Source organism: Isoptericola sp. NPDC057391, from assembly GCF_042668085.1.
In the GTDB taxonomy this organism is placed as follows: domain Bacteria; phylum Actinomycetota; class Actinomycetes; order Actinomycetales; family Cellulomonadaceae; genus Isoptericola.
The window spans coordinates 50975-66769 of the sequence record NZ_JBHVBO010000003.1 but is presented as its reverse complement, the minus strand read 5'-3'; the positions used below and the strand labels follow the sequence as shown (position 1 = coordinate 66769).

11 protein-coding genes are annotated in these 15795 nt (G+C 74.0%); 3 read left to right on the top strand and 8 right to left on the bottom strand.

All coding sequences use genetic code 11. The annotated features are described in order from the left end of the window. Window positions 1-87: 87 nt before the first annotated feature. Together ACFUVW_RS00990 and ACFUVW_RS00985 are read right to left on the bottom strand one after the other, a co-directional pair. The gene (locus ACFUVW_RS00990) at window positions 88-1218 is read right to left on the bottom strand and encodes a Gfo/Idh/MocA family protein (protein WP_430569476.1); all 1131 of its coding nucleotides are present in this window, start codon (window positions 1216-1218) and stop codon (window positions 88-90) included. Beyond that, on the bottom strand, window positions 1203-1904 hold the full coding sequence (locus ACFUVW_RS00985) for a ThuA domain-containing protein (protein ID WP_430569475.1): 702 nt from the start codon (window positions 1902-1904) through the stop codon (window positions 1203-1205). The genes ACFUVW_RS00990 and ACFUVW_RS00985 overlap by 16 nt, the downstream gene beginning before the upstream one ends. 171 nt (window positions 1905-2075) lie before the next feature. Between ACFUVW_RS00985 and ACFUVW_RS00980 the strand changes: the two genes are divergently transcribed. Beyond that, window positions 2076-3395 carry an enolase C-terminal domain-like protein gene (locus tag ACFUVW_RS00980; protein ID WP_430569474.1) on the top strand — a complete coding sequence of 440 codons (1320 nt, stop codon included), beginning with the start codon at window positions 2076-2078 and terminating at the stop codon, window positions 3393-3395. Window positions 3396-3497: 102 nt separating this feature from the next. Further along, on the top strand, window positions 3498-4124 hold the full coding sequence (locus ACFUVW_RS00975; protein ID WP_430569479.1) for a superoxide dismutase: 627 nt from the start codon (window positions 3498-3500) through the stop codon (window positions 4122-4124). A gap of 67 nt (window positions 4125-4191) precedes the next feature. On the opposite strand, the gene ACFUVW_RS00970 is transcribed toward ACFUVW_RS00975, so the two are convergent. Continuing rightward, window positions 4192-4557: a nuclear transport factor 2 family protein gene (locus ACFUVW_RS00970; RefSeq protein ID WP_430569473.1), complete on the bottom strand. Its 366-nt coding sequence runs from the start codon at window positions 4555-4557 to the stop codon at window positions 4192-4194. Between the two features lie 101 nt (window positions 4558-4658). Between ACFUVW_RS00970 and ACFUVW_RS00965 the strand changes: the two genes are divergently transcribed. Next, window positions 4659-5369, top strand: a complete 711-nt coding sequence (locus ACFUVW_RS00965) for a FadR/GntR family transcriptional regulator (protein ID WP_430569472.1) — start codon at window positions 4659-4661, stop codon at window positions 5367-5369. 172 nt (window positions 5370-5541) lie between these two features. Here ACFUVW_RS00965 and ACFUVW_RS00960 read toward each other — a convergent pair whose 3' ends face one another. From ACFUVW_RS00960 to ACFUVW_RS00940, 5 genes are read right to left on the bottom strand one after another with little or no spacing between them, the layout of a single operon-like run. Next, window positions 5542-6846 (bottom strand): glycoside hydrolase family 125 protein, encoded by a 1305-nt coding sequence (locus tag ACFUVW_RS00960; protein WP_430569471.1) that lies wholly within the window; start codon window positions 6844-6846, stop codon window positions 5542-5544. Window positions 6847-6878: 32 nt separating this feature from the next. Then, on the bottom strand, window positions 6879-7823 hold the full coding sequence (locus ACFUVW_RS00955) for an ROK family protein (protein WP_430569470.1): 945 nt from the start codon (window positions 7821-7823) through the stop codon (window positions 6879-6881). Window position 7824: 1 nt separating this feature from the next. After that, window positions 7825-10974: an alpha-mannosidase gene (locus tag ACFUVW_RS00950; RefSeq protein WP_430569469.1), complete on the bottom strand. Its 3150-nt coding sequence runs from the start codon at window positions 10972-10974 to the stop codon at window positions 7825-7827. Continuing rightward, window positions 10958-13279: a glycoside hydrolase family 3 protein gene (locus ACFUVW_RS00945; protein ID WP_430569478.1), complete on the bottom strand. Its 2322-nt coding sequence runs from the start codon at window positions 13277-13279 to the stop codon at window positions 10958-10960. Before ACFUVW_RS00945 ends, ACFUVW_RS00950 begins: the two co-directional genes overlap by 17 nt. Beyond that, entirely contained in the window at window positions 13276-15795 is a 2520-nt protein-coding gene (locus ACFUVW_RS00940; protein WP_430569468.1) for a glycoside hydrolase family 2 protein, read from the bottom strand. Before ACFUVW_RS00940 ends, ACFUVW_RS00945 begins: the two co-directional genes overlap by 4 nt.

The following is a 15795-nucleotide window of genomic DNA, read 5'->3' as shown; positions in this document are numbered from 1 at the left end:
GCGCCGGCGAGCTAACCCGTCGCCCTTCCACCACGCGATCTGTCGCGTCATCCGGCCGGATGACGCGACAGATCGCGTTCTCGAAGGTCAGCCGTGCCAGACGGCCGACGGCGTGAGCGGCACGAGAGGCGGCACCTCGGGTGCGGTGGTCATCGCCACCCGCCGGCCGGACTCCGCGGAGTCGAGCAGGCCGGTCATGACCTCCATGACGTGCAGGCCGACGTCGCCGCCGGCGCGCGGGGCCGCCGCGGCCGCGCCGAGCCCCGCCGCGCCGACCATCTCCAGCAGCCCGACGCCGCGGCCGGCGCCCTCGAAGCCGGCGCTGGGAGGCAGCACCTCCCACTCCGTGGCGCCGAGGGACCGCAGCTCGACGTCGCCGTCGAACCGGTTGGGGTCGGGCACGACGAGCGAGCCCGCCGTGCCGTGCACCTCGATCGGGCGGGCGTGCGAGCCGACGGCGTCGAAGCTCACCGTCACCGTGGACAGGGCGCCGCACGCGTGGCCGAGCACGCCGGTGACGTGCGTCGCCACCTCGACCGGCACGCGCTCCCCCGCCCGCGGGCCGGAGCCGATGGTGCGCTCGTCCCGCGACCGCGACGCCGCGCCCTGCACCCACGCCACCGGCCCCAGGATCTGCACCAGGCTCGTGAGGTAGTACGGGCCCATGTCGAGCAGCGGCCCGCCGCCCGGCGCGTAGTAGAAGTCAGGGTTCGGGTGCCAGGCCTCGTGCCCCGGCGAGACCCACGTCGCGACGGCGGCCGTCGGCGTACCGATCCGGCCGTCCTCGACGGCGGCCCGCGCCGTCTGCACGCCCGTGCCGAGCACCGTGTCGGGGGCGCAGCCCACGCGCGTGCCCGCCGCCGCAGCGGCGGCCATCACCTCGCGCGACGTCGCCAGGTCCGCCGCGAGCGGCTTCTCGCCGTAGCGGTCGACGCCGGCCGCCGCGCACGCCTTCGCGACGTGCGCGTGCACGCCGGGCGTCGTGAGGTCCAGGACGACCTGCACGTCGTCGGACGCGACCAGCGCGTCCAGGTCCGCGGCCACGCGGGCGCCGGGCAGCTCGGCCGCGACGGCCTCCGCCCGCGCGCGGTCCAGGTCCGTCACCGCCGCGACCCGCGCCCGCGGGTGCCCGGCCAGCGTGTCCAGGTACTGGCGCGAGATGACGCCCAGGCCCACGATCCCGATCCCCGCCACGTCGCCACTCACCGGCTCGCCCACAGCAGCCCCCTCTCGACGATGGTGCGGACGGTCGGGTTCTCCAGCACGTCCACGGAGTGCCCCGGCGTCGCGACGAACACGCGCCCCGCGCCCCACAGCCGGGTCCACACCGCGGGCGACGCCACCGGGCGGCGCCACGGGTGCCACTCCGGCGCCGGGTGCGTGGTGGTGGCGAGGACGTCGATGAGGTCGTCGTGCAGCACCCAGTACTGCTCGGTCTCCAGCTCGACGTCGTCCAGGCCCGCGGTGACCGGGTGCTCCCGGCCGAGGTCGGTGAACTCGATCGTGTGCCGCAGGAAGTTGTCGGAGCCGTCGCCCACGCGCAGGTGCGGCTCCTTGCCCGGGTGGGTGGCGAACTGGCCGCCCACCAGCTGCAGGTAGTCCGAGCTGGCCCGGTAGGAGTCGGCGATCCCGCCGTGCCACCCCGCCAGGCCGGTGCCCGCCTCGACGGCCGCACGCAGCCCGTGCAGCGCGGGCCCGCTGATCTGCGACATCGTCACGCACTGCAGCACCAGGTCGGTCGCCGCCATCGTGTCGGCGTCCGCGTACACCTCGTTGTCCGTCTCGACCCGCACCTCGAACCCCTGCTCGCGCAGGAACGGCAGGAACAGGTCCGTCGCGGCCTCCGGGGAGTGACCGTCCCAGCCGCCGCGCACGACGAGGGCTCGTCTCGTCCGCTCCGTCATCGCTCTCCATTCGTCGTCGGTGACTTCTCGTGAGCGCACCGAGCCTATGCGGCATTCCTCGGACCTCTCACCCCTCGGCGCCAGCATCTTCTTGTCGGTCACGACCGCACGCGGCTACGGTAGGGAGCAGTCATCCGATCTTTCCGCCCGAGTCGCCACGAAGAGGTGCGCATGCCCACCATCACCGACGTCGAGATCACCGACGTCCGCTTCCCCACCTCGCGCACGGCCGACGGGTCGGACGCGATGAACGCCGACGCCGACTACTCGGCCGTCTACGTCGTCCTGCGCACCGACGGCACCGACGCCGCGGGCGAGCCGTTGGCCGGTCACGGCCTCACCTTCACCATCGGTCGCGGCACGGACGTGGTCGCCCTGGCCGCGCGGCACCAGGCGGACCGGCTCGTGGGGCGCGACGTCGACGACGTCGTGGGCGACATGGGCGCCACGTACCGCGACCTCACCGCCGACAGCCAGCTTCGCTGGCTCGGCCCCGAGAAGGGCGTGGTGCACCTGTCGCTGGCGGCCGTGCTCAACGCCGCGTGGGACCTCGCCGGGCGCCGCGCCGGCAAGCCCGTGTGGCGGCTGCTCGCGGACATGACGCCCGAGCAGCTCGTGGACGTCGCCGACCTGCGCTACCTCTCGGACGCGCTCACCCGCGACGAGGCGCTGGAGATCCTGCGCACCGCCGCGCCCGGCAAGGCCGAGCGGATCGCCCACCTGGAGCGCCGCGGCTACCCCGCGTACACGACGTCGGCCGGCTGGCTCGGCTACGACGACGCGAAGCTGCGCCGCCTCACCCGCGAGGCCGTGGAGGCGGGCTACCGGCACGTGAAGCTCAAGGTCGGCGCGCGGCTCGAGGACGACGTCCGCCGGCTCGGCATCGCGCGCGAGGAGCTCGGCCCCGACCTCACGCTGATGATCGACGCCAACCAGGTGTGGGACGTGCCCCAGGCGATCGAGTGGGTGCGCGCGCTGCAGCGGTTCGACCCGCTGTGGATCGAGGAGCCCACGTCGCCCGACGACGTCCTCGGCCACGCCGCCGTGCGCGAGGGCGTCGCCCCCGTGCGCGTCGCCACGGGCGAGCACTGCCACAACCGCGTGATGTTCAAGCAGCTCTTCCAGGCCCGGGCGACCGACTACTGCCAGCTCGACACCGGCAGGCTCGCCAGCATCAACGAGATCGTCGCGGTGCTGCTGCTCGCCGCCAAGTTCGGCGTCCCCGTCTGCCCCCACGCCGGCGGCGTCGGCCTGTGCGAGATGGTGCAGCACGTGTCCGTGCTCGACTACGTCGCCGTGTCCGGCTCGCTGGACGGGCGGATCACCGAGTTCGTCGACCACCTGCACGAGCACTTCACCGACCCGTGCGTCGTGAAGGACGCCGGCGAGGGCGTGTCGTACGTCGTGCCGACCGCGCCCGGCTACTCCACGCAGATGCGCCCGGAGTCCGTCGCACGGTTCCGCTTCCCCGACGGCGCCGAGTGGGCGTGAGGGTGGTGACCTGGGACACGTTGGCCGGAACACGTTGACCTCAACAAGGGTTCAGGTCGTAGCGTGACCAGCAACGACATCCGCGACGACGAAGGGGACGAGATGTCCGTCTACACCCTGCCCGACCTGCCGTACGACTACAGCGCCCTCGAGCCGCACATCAGCGGCAAGATCATGGAGCTGCACCACGACAAGCACCACGCCGCCTACGTCACCGGCGCCAACACCGCCCTGGAGAAGCTCGCCGAGGCCCGCGAGTCCGGCGACAACGCCGCGGTGAACCTGCACGAGAAGAACCTCGCGTTCAACCTCGGCGGCCACACCAACCACACCGTGTTCTGGAACAACCTGTCCCCCACCGGCGGCGGCCAGCCCGAGGGCGAGCTCGCCGAGGCCGTCAAGGACACCTTCGGCTCCTTCGAGAAGTTCCAGGCCCAGTTCACCGCCGTCGCCACCGGCATCCAGGGCTCCGGCTGGGCCGTGCTCGGCTGGGACTCCATCGGCCAGCGCCTCGCCATCTTCCAGCTCTTCGACCAGCAGGCCAACGTCCCCGTCGGCATCACCCCGCTGTTCATGCTGGACATGTGGGAGCACGCCTTCTACCTCGACTACCTCAACGTCAAGGCCGACTACGTCAAGGCCGTGTGGAACATCGCCAACTGGCAGGACGTCGCCGCCCGCCTCGAGCGCGCCCGCACCCAGACCGCCGGGCTGATCGTCCCCGCCTGACGTCCCCCCCGCGCCGTGAGCGGGCGTTCGGCCCTGTTCCCCTCGGGAGACAGGGCCGGACGCCCGCTCACAGCGACGTCTGCTGGTACAGCGCCAGGCGCGGCTCGTCGTCGACGACGACGTACGTGCTCGCCATGAGCGCGACGAACGGCGGGTCGTCGCCGCGCACGGCCCGCGCGCGGTAGACGAGCGCGGCGGCACCGTCGCCGAGGCCCACGCGGCGCGCGTCGTGCAGCTCGTAGGAGTCCCACGCCGGGGCACCGTCGAGCGAGGCGACGACGGCGTCGCGGTCGAGCACGGAGCCGTCCACGAGCACCATGAGCGCCGCCGGCGTCATGAGCTCGCCGTAGAACGCGCCCCCGGTGCTCCGGCACAGGGCGTCCCACCCCTGGCGCTCCAGGTCCAGCAGCCGGTCCAGCGTGAGGTCCACCATCGCGCCAGGCTACGGACCTCGGCGGCGCCCCGCACGGGGTTCGCCCGGATTCATCGGAGGAATCGGTGCATCCGGGCGCGAACTGGGCCATAATCCAGGGCATGTCCCGCACCGATGAGGTCGTCGCCGGCGTCCGCAGAATGATCACCGGCGGCGAGCTCGGCCCCGGTGACCGGCTCCCCGTGGAGAAGGACCTCGCCGACCGGCTCGGCGTCTCCCGCGGCTCGCTGCGCGAAGGCGTCCGCGCCCTCACCGTGCTCGGCGTCCTCGACACCCGGCAGGGCGACGGCACCTACGTGACCAGCCTCGACCCCGCGCGGCTCATGTCGTCGCTGCAGTTCGTCGTGGACCTGCACGGCGACACCAGCGCCCGACCGTTCCACGCCGTCCGGCGGGTGCTGGAGACCGAGGCCGCAGGTCTCGCCGCCCACCGCATCACGCCCGAGGCCCTCGAGGAGGCCCGCGCCGTCCTCGAGCAGGCGGCGAGCACCCTCGCGCAGGACGACGTCGACCACGCCGCGTTCATCGAGGCCGATACTGCCTTCCACCGCATCGTCGCCGACCAGGGCGGCAACCCCGTCATCACCGCCCTCGTCGAGGCGATCGCCGGCCGCACCTTCCGCGAACGCCTGTGGCGCGGCCGCCACGAGGAGGGCGCCGAGGAGCGCACCCAGCGCGACCACGAGGCCGTCTGGCGCGCCCTGGCCGCCGGCGACGCCGAGGCCGCGCGCGTGCGCATGGCCGCGCACCTCCTCGACGTCGAGGAGACGCTGCCTCTCGTCCCTGCCGACGCGCCCGACGCCGAGGAATGACCGCGCCGCTCTGAGCATCGATCCGCCGACCCGACGCCGGCCGGAATGGTGTCCCGACAGCCGAACGTCTCACTGACCCGGGGCCAGCCCGATGGCGACGCGTGATCCGCGCGGACGGGCGAGTAGCTCGTTCGCACCGACGACGCGCCATGGGCCGTCGGTGCATCAGGTCTCAGGACGAGACGTCGTCGACCACCGCGAGCGCGAGCTCGCAGAACATCGAGTCGGCCCAGGAGAACCAGGGCCGTGAGTACTGCGTCGGGTCGGAGGGATCGAAGCTCTCGTGGATCTGCCCCGTGCCGCCGTCCGCCCGGGCGATCTGCTCGAGCAGACGCCTGCGGTCGTCGGGCGCGCCGGTCAGCCCTTCCACGGCGAGGGCGATGGGCCAGACGTAGCCTCGTTCCGTGTGCGGGCTGCCGATGCCGCTCACGAGTGTCCCGGCGAAGAAGTACGGGTTGGCAGGGCTGAGCGCGAACCTGCGTGTCGCCTCCCACACCTCGTCGTCGATCACGTCCGGTGCGACGAGGGGTAGTGACAGGAGCGACGGGGTGTTGGCGTCGTCCATGCACAGGACGCCGCCGAGACCGTCGACCTCGTAGGCATAGATCTGCTCGTCGCCACCCGGAGACGTCACGACGCCGTGCGTCGCGACTCCGTCGACCAGCTCGCTGGAGAGGACACGCGCGTCGTGCGCGAGGACGGTGTCGGCGTAGACCTCGTCCGCGATCGCCGCCAGGTCGAGGAGCGCCTGTGCGGCGAACAGGTTGGCCGGCACGTTGTAGCCGTACGTGCAGGCGTCGTCCGACGGGCGGAACGCGCTCCACGTCATCCCGGTGAATCCCACCGGCGTTCCTCGACCGCCACGTGCGAGCGTCTCCGTGGGGACCGTGGTGTCGCGGGCGAACCGGTAGGGAGAGCTGTCGTGCCGCTGCTCGGTGCGCAGCTGGTCGACGACCACCCGGAGGACCCGGTGAGCGCGTTCGTCGAAGATCCGCGCCCCCTGGTCCGGGTCGGCCCGCCAGAGTCGATGCGCGAGCGTCACCGGGTACGCCAGGCTGTCGACCTCGTACTTCTGCTCCCACACGTGCGGGTCGTCGCAGAGGTCGTCAGGGTCGTACCGCGCCCCGGTAGGGCCGTCGTTGAACGCGTTGGCGTACGAGTCGTGGTCCAGGCACGCGAACTGGCGCCGCACGACACCGGCCACGAGGGTCGCCAGCGGTGAGCAGTCGGCGAGGAATCTCAGGTAGGGCGTGAGCTGGACGGTCGAGTCACGCAACCACATCGCGGGGATGTCGCCCGTGATGACGAACGTGCTGCCGTCCGCTCCGACGGTCATGGTGTCGGTCAGGGTGCGGCGCAACGCATCGTCGACCATCGTCCCGATGCGGTCTCCGGCGACGCGCCGGACGCGGTCGGCCGCCGTCCGCAGCGTCGTCTCGATCGCCGGATCGAGACGAGGAGTCGTGTGCTGAGCCATGGTGCGTCTTCCTGGGCAGAGTGTGGCGAGGATCAGAGTGTGGCGAGGATGCCCGTCGGCGGGCCGGCCACGAGCTCACGGGCCGCCAGCCCGGCTCCGAGCAGACCGGCATGGTCGCCCCGGACCGCCATGGTGATCTCCGCCCCTCGGACCCAGCGCCTCGTGGCGGCCTGGGAGCGATAGACGTCGGCGACGAGTCCACCACGGGCGAACACGCCGCCCCCCAGCACGATGCGGTGCGGTGCGAGGACCGCGCACATGCCGTCGAGCCCGTCGGCGAAGGCCTCCGCGGCCTCCATCAAGGCGCCGACAGCCGTCGGCTCACCCGAGTCGGCGGCGGCGACGAGGCGGTCGACCGTGCGATCCGGTCCCGGCAGTACCCGCTCGGCGGCGCGGCGCAGCGCTTCCCCGGACGCCAGACCCTCCCAACATCCAGCAGCGCCACACCCGCAGGAGAGGCCGCCGCGGTCCACCACCACGTGGCCGATCTCGCCGGCGAAGCCGCGCCCTCGGACGAGCTTGCCGTCCAGGACGACCGCGCCACCGATCCCGGTACCGACGGTGACGACGAGAACGAGGCCTTGCGCCGAGCTCCCGTGGACCTCGGCAAGAGCGGCGGCCTGCGCGTCGTTGATCACCTCGGAGGGCAGCCCCGTGGACTCGACGAGATCGGCACGCAGGTCGATGTCTCCGAGGCCCACGTTCGCGCTGAGCAGGAGGCGACCATCGTCGATCACCCCGGCGACCGCGACACCGACGGCGGAGGCGTCCTGGCCGAGGTCTCGTGCCAGTTCGAGCACCGCGGCGTGCCGAGCCTCGGGGCTGTCGGGCAGGGGTCGGCGCACGACGCCTCGGAGGGAACCGTCCGGGCCGACCAACCCTCCGCGGATCATCGTGCCGCCCATGTCGATACCGACCGTGGTACCCGGAACGCCCCGTCGTGACCTCGTCGTCATGGTGATTCCCTTCGTGTCCATCTCAGGCCTCCACCTCCATCACCCGGAGGGTGACGATCCCGAAGGGCCGCACGACCAGCACGGCACCGCACGCGTCGTCCGCCGCCCATGCCTCGAAGCGGCGGCAGCCGTCGGCCTCGTCCCCGAGCGGCTCCTCGAGCAGGTCGACGCGTGCGACCGTCCCGCGCCCGTCGAACGTGACCCCGACGCTCGCCTGTGCGCCGTGCGGCTCGTACAGCCGGACGACCAGGTCCCCGCTCCCGTCGTGCGCGAGCTTGACCGACTCCACGAGCAGGCCCGGCCCGTCGACCCGCACCAGGGGCTCGACGGCTGCGCGCCCGGACGACACCTGGCGGGGCGGGAGCGACAGGGCATAGCCGTCCCGGACGGCGTCGGCGACGTTCGCCCCGGGACGTACGCGGTGGACGAACGTGTGCCGGCCGAGGTCTGCCCCGGGGTCGGGATACCGCGGCCCTCGCAGCAGGTGCAGGTTCACCGTCGTCGTGGTCCCGCCGTCGGGGCGGACCTCGCTCGCCACGTCATACCCCTGGGTCGTGCGGTTGGCGATGCCGACACCGAAGCCGGCGTCCCCGAGGTGGACCCAGCGGTGGGCGACGTCGACGAACCGCGCCGACTGCCAGCTCGTGTTGCGGTGCGTGGGGCGGCGGACGTGGCCGAACTGCGTCTCGGCCGCGACCTCGTGGGCACGCAGGTCGAGCGGCCACGACAGCACGAGCAGCTCCTCGCGCTCGTTCCAGTCCACGGCCGTCGTGACCTCGAGCGCGCCGTCCACGAGCCCGAGCCGCTGCACCAGGGTGCTGCCACCTGGCCCGAGCACGCGCTCGACGACGATCGCGCCGTCCTCGACCACGACGCGGGCCTCGGGGACGTCCCGGGGCACGCGGTGCGCGTGCGCGTCGATGTCCCACGCGTCCCAACGGTTGGGCAGGTCGCGGAACAGACGCGCGACGTTGGCCGGCCCTGCCGCGGCGACGGCGTCACGCCCGGTCGCGAGATCGACGAACGAGACCACGTGACCGGCGCCGTCGACGACGACCCGCAGCGCGTCGTCCTGGAGGGCCCAGGTCGCGCCGATCGCCTGGACGCGCGAAGACCCTGCCGCGCGACGCGGGCCCACCGACATCGGCTGGATCCCGTCGAGGACGACGGGGCTCGGGTTCGCCCACAGCTCGTCCCGGCCGGCCGCCGGAGCGTCCAGCGGCCCTGCACCGGCGAGAACGTCCAGCGCACCCGCGACCAGCTCGGCGCACCGCCGCTGGACCCGCTCGTGGTCGCGCGCCGCGTCCTGGTACACCCAGGCGATGGACGAGCCGGGCAGGACGTCGTGGAACTGGTGCACCAGCACGGTGCGCCACAGGCCGCGCAGCTCGTCGAGCGGGTAGGCGGCTCCTGTGCGCCGTGTCGCCGTCGCGCACCACAGCTCGGCCTCCCGCAGCGCGGACTCGCTCCGCCTGTTGTCGGCCTTGAGCCGCTGCTGCGACGTGGACACGCCGCGGTGCAGCTCGAGCGGCATCTCGCCCACCCACACGGGCACCGTCTCGCCCCGCTCGCGCGCGGCGGCGGCGAGCGCCTCCGACCGGGAGAAGAAGTCCGCGGGGGTACCCCAGGCCACGCGCGCCGAACCGGCGAGGTCACGCACGCGCCGCGCCGTCTCGGCGTGCTCGCGCGTCGGGCCGCCTCCGCCGTCGCCCCACCCGCTCGGTGCGAGCGAGAGCTCCGCGGACACCGTGTCGGAGTCCGCGACGTTCGCCTCCGCGTGCGCGAGCTGGCGCGGGGTGAGATCGCTGTTGTAGTTGTCGACCGGCGGGAAGTGCGCGAGCACGCGCGAGCCGTCGATCCCCTCCCAGGCGAACGTGTGGTGCGGCATCCGGTTGGTGTCGTTCCACGACATCTTCTGCGACAGGAATCGGCGCATGCCCGCAGCGCGGAAGATCTGCGGCAGCGCGGCGGAGTAGCCGAACGAGTCAGGCAGCCACACCTCGCGGCAACGCACCCCGAGCTCGTCGGAGAACCAGGTGGTCCCCTCCAGGAGCTGGCGCGCCATGGACTCCCCCGACAGCAGCATGGTGTCGGACTCGACCCACATCCCGCCGACCGGGACGAACCGGCCCGCGTCGACGGCCGACCGGATCCGCTCGAACAGCTCCGGCTCGCTCTCCTGCACCCACGCGAGGTGCTGAGCGGAGGAGGTCACGAACGTCGTCTCGGGGTACTCCTCCAGCAGCGCGAGGGCGTTGGAGTACGTCCGCACGACCTTCCGGCGCGTCTCCCGGAAGGGCCACAGCCACGCGGAGTCGATGTGCGCGTGACCGACGGCCACCACCTCGTGCCCACCGTCCCCGTTGCCCTCCGCCAGCACTCCGGCGAGCTCCGCGCGCGCCGCGGGGGCCGACGCACGGAGCGCCTCGGGCGTGGCGATCTGGGCGACGTCGAGCATGCGCGCCAGCGCCCGCAGGACCCGGCCGCGACGCAGCCCGGGACCGGGCAGCACCTCGAGCTGCTCGCGCAGGATGCGGACGTCCCGCCACAGACCCCACGTGGCCTCGTCCCGCAGTCGCAGGCCGATCTCGCCCCACGCGTACTGGGGGACGGCGGGCAGCGTCGCGGGGTCGCCGAGCGGCGTGGGAGCGAAGGTGAAGTCCGGGTCCATGACCGGGTTGGCCGCGGCCTCCACCCACACGTCCACGGGCAGCGCCGCCTCGCCGGCGGCCCACGCCTCCCCACCGGTGCGGTCCACGCGCAGGAGGAGCGAGAGGGGCACGCGCCGGTTGTACGGCGAGATGCCCTTGAGCACCCGGCCGTCGTGCGCGCGCGCCGTGCCCTCGGCCTGGAAGCCGGGGGTGTCGCGGGTGAACCCGAGGTCGACCTCCAGGTCGACGCGCGCCTCCTCGCCCGCCCACGCGGCGGGCACCTCGCCGCGCAGCCGCAGCCACGTCGTCGACCACGGCTCGCCCCAGGGATCGCCCGGGGACACGGGGTGGAACGCGTCGTCCGGCAGGGCCAGGACGACGTCGGGGCGCACGGGCTCACCTGGCTGCGACCAGGCCGTCACGGTGATCGGCGCGCTCGCGGCGTCCAGCGCCGGGGTGAGCCGCTCGTCGACGAAGCGCCGGACGCGACCGAGGGTGACGTCGTCAGGCTCGAGCCCCATCGACGGTCACCTCCCCGGCGCCGTCCTGCACGAGGTCGAACGACCACCGCCGCCCGGCGAGAGCCACCTCGACGCGCGCCCGCCGGGCCCCGAGGACCGCCAGGGGCAGGTCAGGGCGGAGGATGTCGTCGCACGGGACGCGCACACAGGCCCGCGACCCGTCACCTGACGCGACGCTCACGCGCTCCCACCCCACGACGACGGTGCGTGCCCAGTCCAGGCCGCCCACCCGCCGTGACCGGACGAGCAACAGCCCCTCGCCGTCCCAGTCCCCCGCGGCGGCACGGACGTCGGCCTCGACCACCAGGTCCTCGCCGTCCACCCTGAGCCGGACCCCGCGGACGTCGAGACCGCCGTAGCCGGTCCCGTCCCCGACGCGCGCCAGCACCGGCTGCGGGACGTCGCGGTAGACGCCCTCGGCGGGCATCCGCTCGTCGTCGCGTACCGGGATGGCGCCCGGGTGCGAGGGCAGCATCACCGGCAGGTGGCCGACGGGCTGGCGCACGCCGAGCAGCAGGTCGGCGATCACGCGCCCCCCGCCCGGGCCCGGGTAGAAGGCGAGCAGGACGGCGTCGGCGTGCGCGACGACGTCCGTGAGCACGTACGGGCGGCCTGCCAGGACGACGGCGACGACGGGGCCGCGCGCCGCCGCGCGCACCGCGACGAGCGTCTCGACCTGCCCGGCGGGCAGTACCGGGGACGCGATGTCGACACCCTCCCCGCAGTCCGCGGCGGTCTGGCCGGCGTTCGCGCCGTTGTCCGCGAACTCGTCGGTGTAGGCGCGATGGCTCGAACCACCAAGCACGACGACGACCCCGTCCGCCGCGGCGACCGCGGCGGTGTCGTCGGCATCCGCGCGCTCGACCACCGCGCCGCGCGCCCCGGCCGACGCCACCAGGGCGTCCGCGACCGACACCCGGCGGTCCGGGGCGAGCGGGGCGACGTAGTCGCCGAGCATGGCGTCGACGTCGTCGGCGCGCGGACCCGTGACGACCCACCGCCCCCCGGGGGCGACGGGCAGCGCCGGACGGTCCGCGCCCGCGGCAGGCTCGTTGCGCAGCAGGACGACGGAGCGGGCGGCGATCGCGAGGGAGAGGTCGCCGGTGGCCGGACGGTCGGTCGGCCGCCCCTCCGGAGGTTCCGCCGGAGCCGGTCGCACGTCGTCGACGGGGCCCAGGAGGCCCGCCCGCGCCTTGACCGTGAGCACGCGCAGGCAGGCCTCGTCCACCGCGCGCGCCAGAAGGTCGGGCGACTGAGCCACCGCCTCCTCGAGCATCGTGAACGACCGGTCCCACAGCGACAGGTCGACGCCCGCGTGCAGTGCCGTGGCGGCCGCGGCCACCGGGTCCCCGACCTGCTCGACGATCCGGTCGACGGCGAGCCCGTCGGCCATGACCAGGCCGTCGAAGCCCCACTCCCCCCGGAGGAGGTCCGTCAGGAGGGCACGGTTCGCGACGCACGGGACGCCGTCGACGTCGTTGTACGCGGCCATGAGCCCGAGTGCCCCGGCCGCGACGCCCGCTCGCGCGGCGGGCAGGTGCAGCTCGGCGAGGTCCCGCGGGCCCAGCGCTGCCGAGTGCCCGTTCCGGCCGCCGGTGCCGGCCCCCTGCGCAGCGAAGTGCTTGAGGACGACGCCGACGCCGGTGCCGTCGGCCAGGCGTGAGCGGTCCCGCCCCTGCATCCCCACGACTGCGGCCTCGGTCATCCGTGCCGCCAGCGCAGGGACCTCGCCGTAGCACTCCTCGGAGCGGCCCCAGCGGGGGTCCTGGAGCAGGTCCAAGGTGGACAGCAGCGCGAGATGCACGCCGTCGGCACGCAGCGACGTGGCGACGGACGCGGATGCCTGCCGGTACAGCTCGTCGTCCCACGTGGCGCCCACGGCCAGGTTCACGGGCAGCAGCTCGGCGCCGAGCGCCTGGTGCCCGTGCGGGGCCTCTTCGACGAGCAGGGGCCCGACGTCCTGCCCGGACGCGGCGCGCACCTCGTCCACGACGAGCGCGGCCACCTCGGCCCGCTCCTCCGGCCGGATCCCGTCGGCCCAGCCCCGCCCCGACCACGCGTCGGCGCGGAAGAGCCCGTACAGCGCACCGAGCCCGCCCCAGCGGTCGACCTCCTCGCGCAGCACGTCAGTGGTGCGCCACGCCCCCTGGGCGGTGCGCTCGACGGCCTGCCAACCGAGCAGACGCTGGTTGAGCTGGCCGACCCGCTCGTGCAGGGACATGCCCGCCATCACCTCGGCGGCGCGTCGTCGCGCGGGATCGGTCCCGGCGCCGTGCACGCGGGGTGCCGGCGCCTCGTGCGTCATCGGTGCCACAGGTCGTTCCTCGTCCTCAGTACGGGGCGTGCGCCGAACGCCGCCGGGTCGGCGGCCTCGGCGCCGGTCACGTGGAGCTCGACGGTCTCGCCGGGAAGCAGAAGGGTCAGCAGGTCGTCGACCCGCGCCGTCGGGTCGAGCCGGTCGACGAGAAGGGCGACGTCGCAGGTCACGACGTCCGCCGTGATCCGTACGCGCCAACCGCGCGGGGTCCTCTCGGCCTCGACCGCCGGGGCCGGCCGGGCCCAGCGCACGCCGTCCTCGCGACACAGCGCAGACCACGCGCGCAGGCCGTCGCAGTCCGCCACGAGCACCTCGTCGCGGCGCGCGCCGGCGAGCGCGGCCCGCGGCGGCACGTCCCACCGCGCGACCGAGCGGGGCGCGACCTCGACGGTCTGCTCCACCTCCGCCGGCGCGCCGAGCGGGCCGCCCACGACGTGCACCCGCCGCACGACGACGCGCGCCTGCCACGGCGCGTCCGTGTCGTTGACGAGGACGACCTGGGGCGCGCCGTCGTGCGGCTGGATCGAGAGGGTGCGCGGCGCGTACGCCCGGCGCAGCGCGTGCCAGCCCGGCTTGGGCCGCCCACCGTGGTCGACGACGGACCAGGAGATCCCCGGCCACGCGTCGTTGAGTTGCCACACGAGCATGCCGGCGGTGCGCGGCCACGATCCGCGCAGGTGGTCGGCGGCGGTGCGCAGGGCATCGGCCTGGTTGAGCTGGGTCGCCCAGGACCAGTCGTCGACGTCGTCGAGCAGGCGGTCGGGGTCGGGAACGTGCCCGTCGAGCCGGCGCACGAGGTGCCGCATCCCGCACACCTGCCGCTGGCGGGTCGCGAGGGAGTCACCCCGCACGTCGACCGGGCGCTGCGTGAGCGCGGCCGAGAGGGTCGCCCACGTGGGCGGGGCCTGGAAGCCGAGCTCGGCGGCGAAGCGGGGGACGTGGTGGCGGTACGTCGTGTAGTCGTACAGGTTCCACTGGTCCCAGAGGTGGCTCGTGCCCTCCCCGTCGACGTTCGGCCCGACACCGTCGGTCGAGGAGAACGGGCTCGACGGCACGTACGGGGTCCCCGGGGCCTCGGCCGCGACGACGCGCGGAAGGAGCTCGCGGTAGTACCCCTCGCCCCACGTGCGGGTCCCCACGCGGTCGGGCCAGCCCCAGTCGCTCCATCCCTGGAGATTCTCGTTGGACCCGTTCCAGACGACGACGCTCGGGTGCGAGGCCAGACGGCGCACCTGCTCGCGCGCCTCCGCCTCGACCTCGGAGTACAGCGGCTCCTCCTCGGGGTACGCGGCGCACGCGAACGCGAAGTCCTGCCAGACCAGCATCCCCGCGGCGTCGCAGGCCGCGTAGAACGCGTCGTCCTCGTAGACACCGCCGCCCCACACCCGCAGCATGTTCATGTTCGCCGCGACCGCCTGCTCCACGCGCTCCGCGTAGCGCCCGGCCGTCATGCGCGAGACCAGCAGCTCGTCGGGTATCCAGTTCGCACCGAGCGCGAAGACCTCGCGCCCGTTGACCACGACGACGAACCGGCGCCCTGCCTCGTCGGGCGTCGTGTCGAGGTCGACGTGCCGCAGCCCGACCCTGTGAACCTGCTGCTGGCCCGTCCCGACGAGCGCGACGGTGACGTCGTGGAGCGTCGGGTCGCCGTACCCGCGCGGCCACCACAGCCCGGCGTCCGGCACGTCGAGGACGATCTCGTCGCGACCGGTCACCACGTGCCGCGACCGATGCTCGCCGAAGCCGATCTCGACCTCTCCCGTGGCGACGTCGCCGTCCTCCCCGTCGAGCTCGACGGCGATCACGACCCGGCGCACGGCGAGGTCCGCCGAGACCTCGCCGCGCGCGTGCGACCGTAGCCGCGCGCCGGTCCACGCCTCGAGCCGAGCCGGGCGCCACAGACCGGCCGAGACCAGCGGCGGCGCCCAGTCCCACCCCACGCTCGACGCCATGACGCGCAACCGGTTGTACGGGTATGCCCAGTCGTACGGAAGGGTGCCGTCGTCTGCGGCGAGCATCGCTCGCGCGGCCGAGGTGAGCTCGACGGCGAGCCGGTTCACGCCGGGGTGGACGAGCGCCGACACGTCGACGGAGTACGAGCGGTGCATGTTCGCCGTGCCCGCGGCGACCTGGCCGTTGACGCGGACCGTGGCGACGGTCGCGATGCCGTCGAGGACGAGCTCGACCCGGCCCGCCGTGACGGCATCTGCCAGCTCCACCTCGGCCTCGTAGACCCAGTCGCTCTCGCCCACCCAGCGCACCGCGGTGGCGTTGTCGTCGACGTACGGGTCGGCGATGACCCCCGCAGCGAGCAGGTCGTCGTGGACGCATCCCGGGACCGACGCCGGGATCCCGTCGCGCAGACGGGCGACGACGTCGCCGGAGGGTCCGTCGGCGCCCGCGGGGAGATCTCCGCCCAGCCGCACGGTCCACCCCGGACCGTCCAGGTCCGTGCGGTTGACCGTCCCGTCCGCGTTCGAGCCCTGAGGGCTCCGGTCGTGCAC

Excerpts from the sequence above, each read along its gene's own strand:
- ACFUVW_RS00960 (WP_430569471.1), bottom strand. The coding sequence starts at position 6,846 with ATGGCTCAGCACACGACTCCTCGTCTCGATCCGGCGATCGAGACGACG.
- ACFUVW_RS00950 (WP_430569469.1), bottom strand. The coding sequence starts at position 10,974 with ATGGGGCTCGAGCCTGACGACGTCACCCTCGGTCGCGTCCGGCGCTTC.
- ACFUVW_RS00955 (WP_430569470.1), bottom strand. The coding sequence starts at position 7,823 with ATGGACACGAAGGGAATCACCATGACGACGAGGTCACGACGGGGCGTT.
- ACFUVW_RS00970 (WP_430569473.1), bottom strand. The coding sequence starts at position 4,557 with ATGGTGGACCTCACGCTGGACCGGCTGCTGGACCTGGAGCGCCAGGGG.
- ACFUVW_RS00945 (WP_430569478.1), bottom strand. The coding sequence starts at position 13,279 with ATGACGCACGAGGCGCCGGCACCCCGCGTGCACGGCGCCGGGACCGAT.
- ACFUVW_RS00980 (WP_430569474.1), top strand. The coding sequence starts at position 2,076 with ATGCCCACCATCACCGACGTCGAGATCACCGACGTCCGCTTCCCCACC.
- ACFUVW_RS00975 (WP_430569479.1), top strand. The coding sequence starts at position 3,498 with ATGTCCGTCTACACCCTGCCCGACCTGCCGTACGACTACAGCGCCCTC.
- ACFUVW_RS00965 (WP_430569472.1), top strand. The coding sequence starts at position 4,659 with ATGTCCCGCACCGATGAGGTCGTCGCCGGCGTCCGCAGAATGATCACC.
- ACFUVW_RS00985 (WP_430569475.1), bottom strand. The coding sequence starts at position 1,904 with ATGACGGAGCGGACGAGACGAGCCCTCGTCGTGCGCGGCGGCTGGGAC.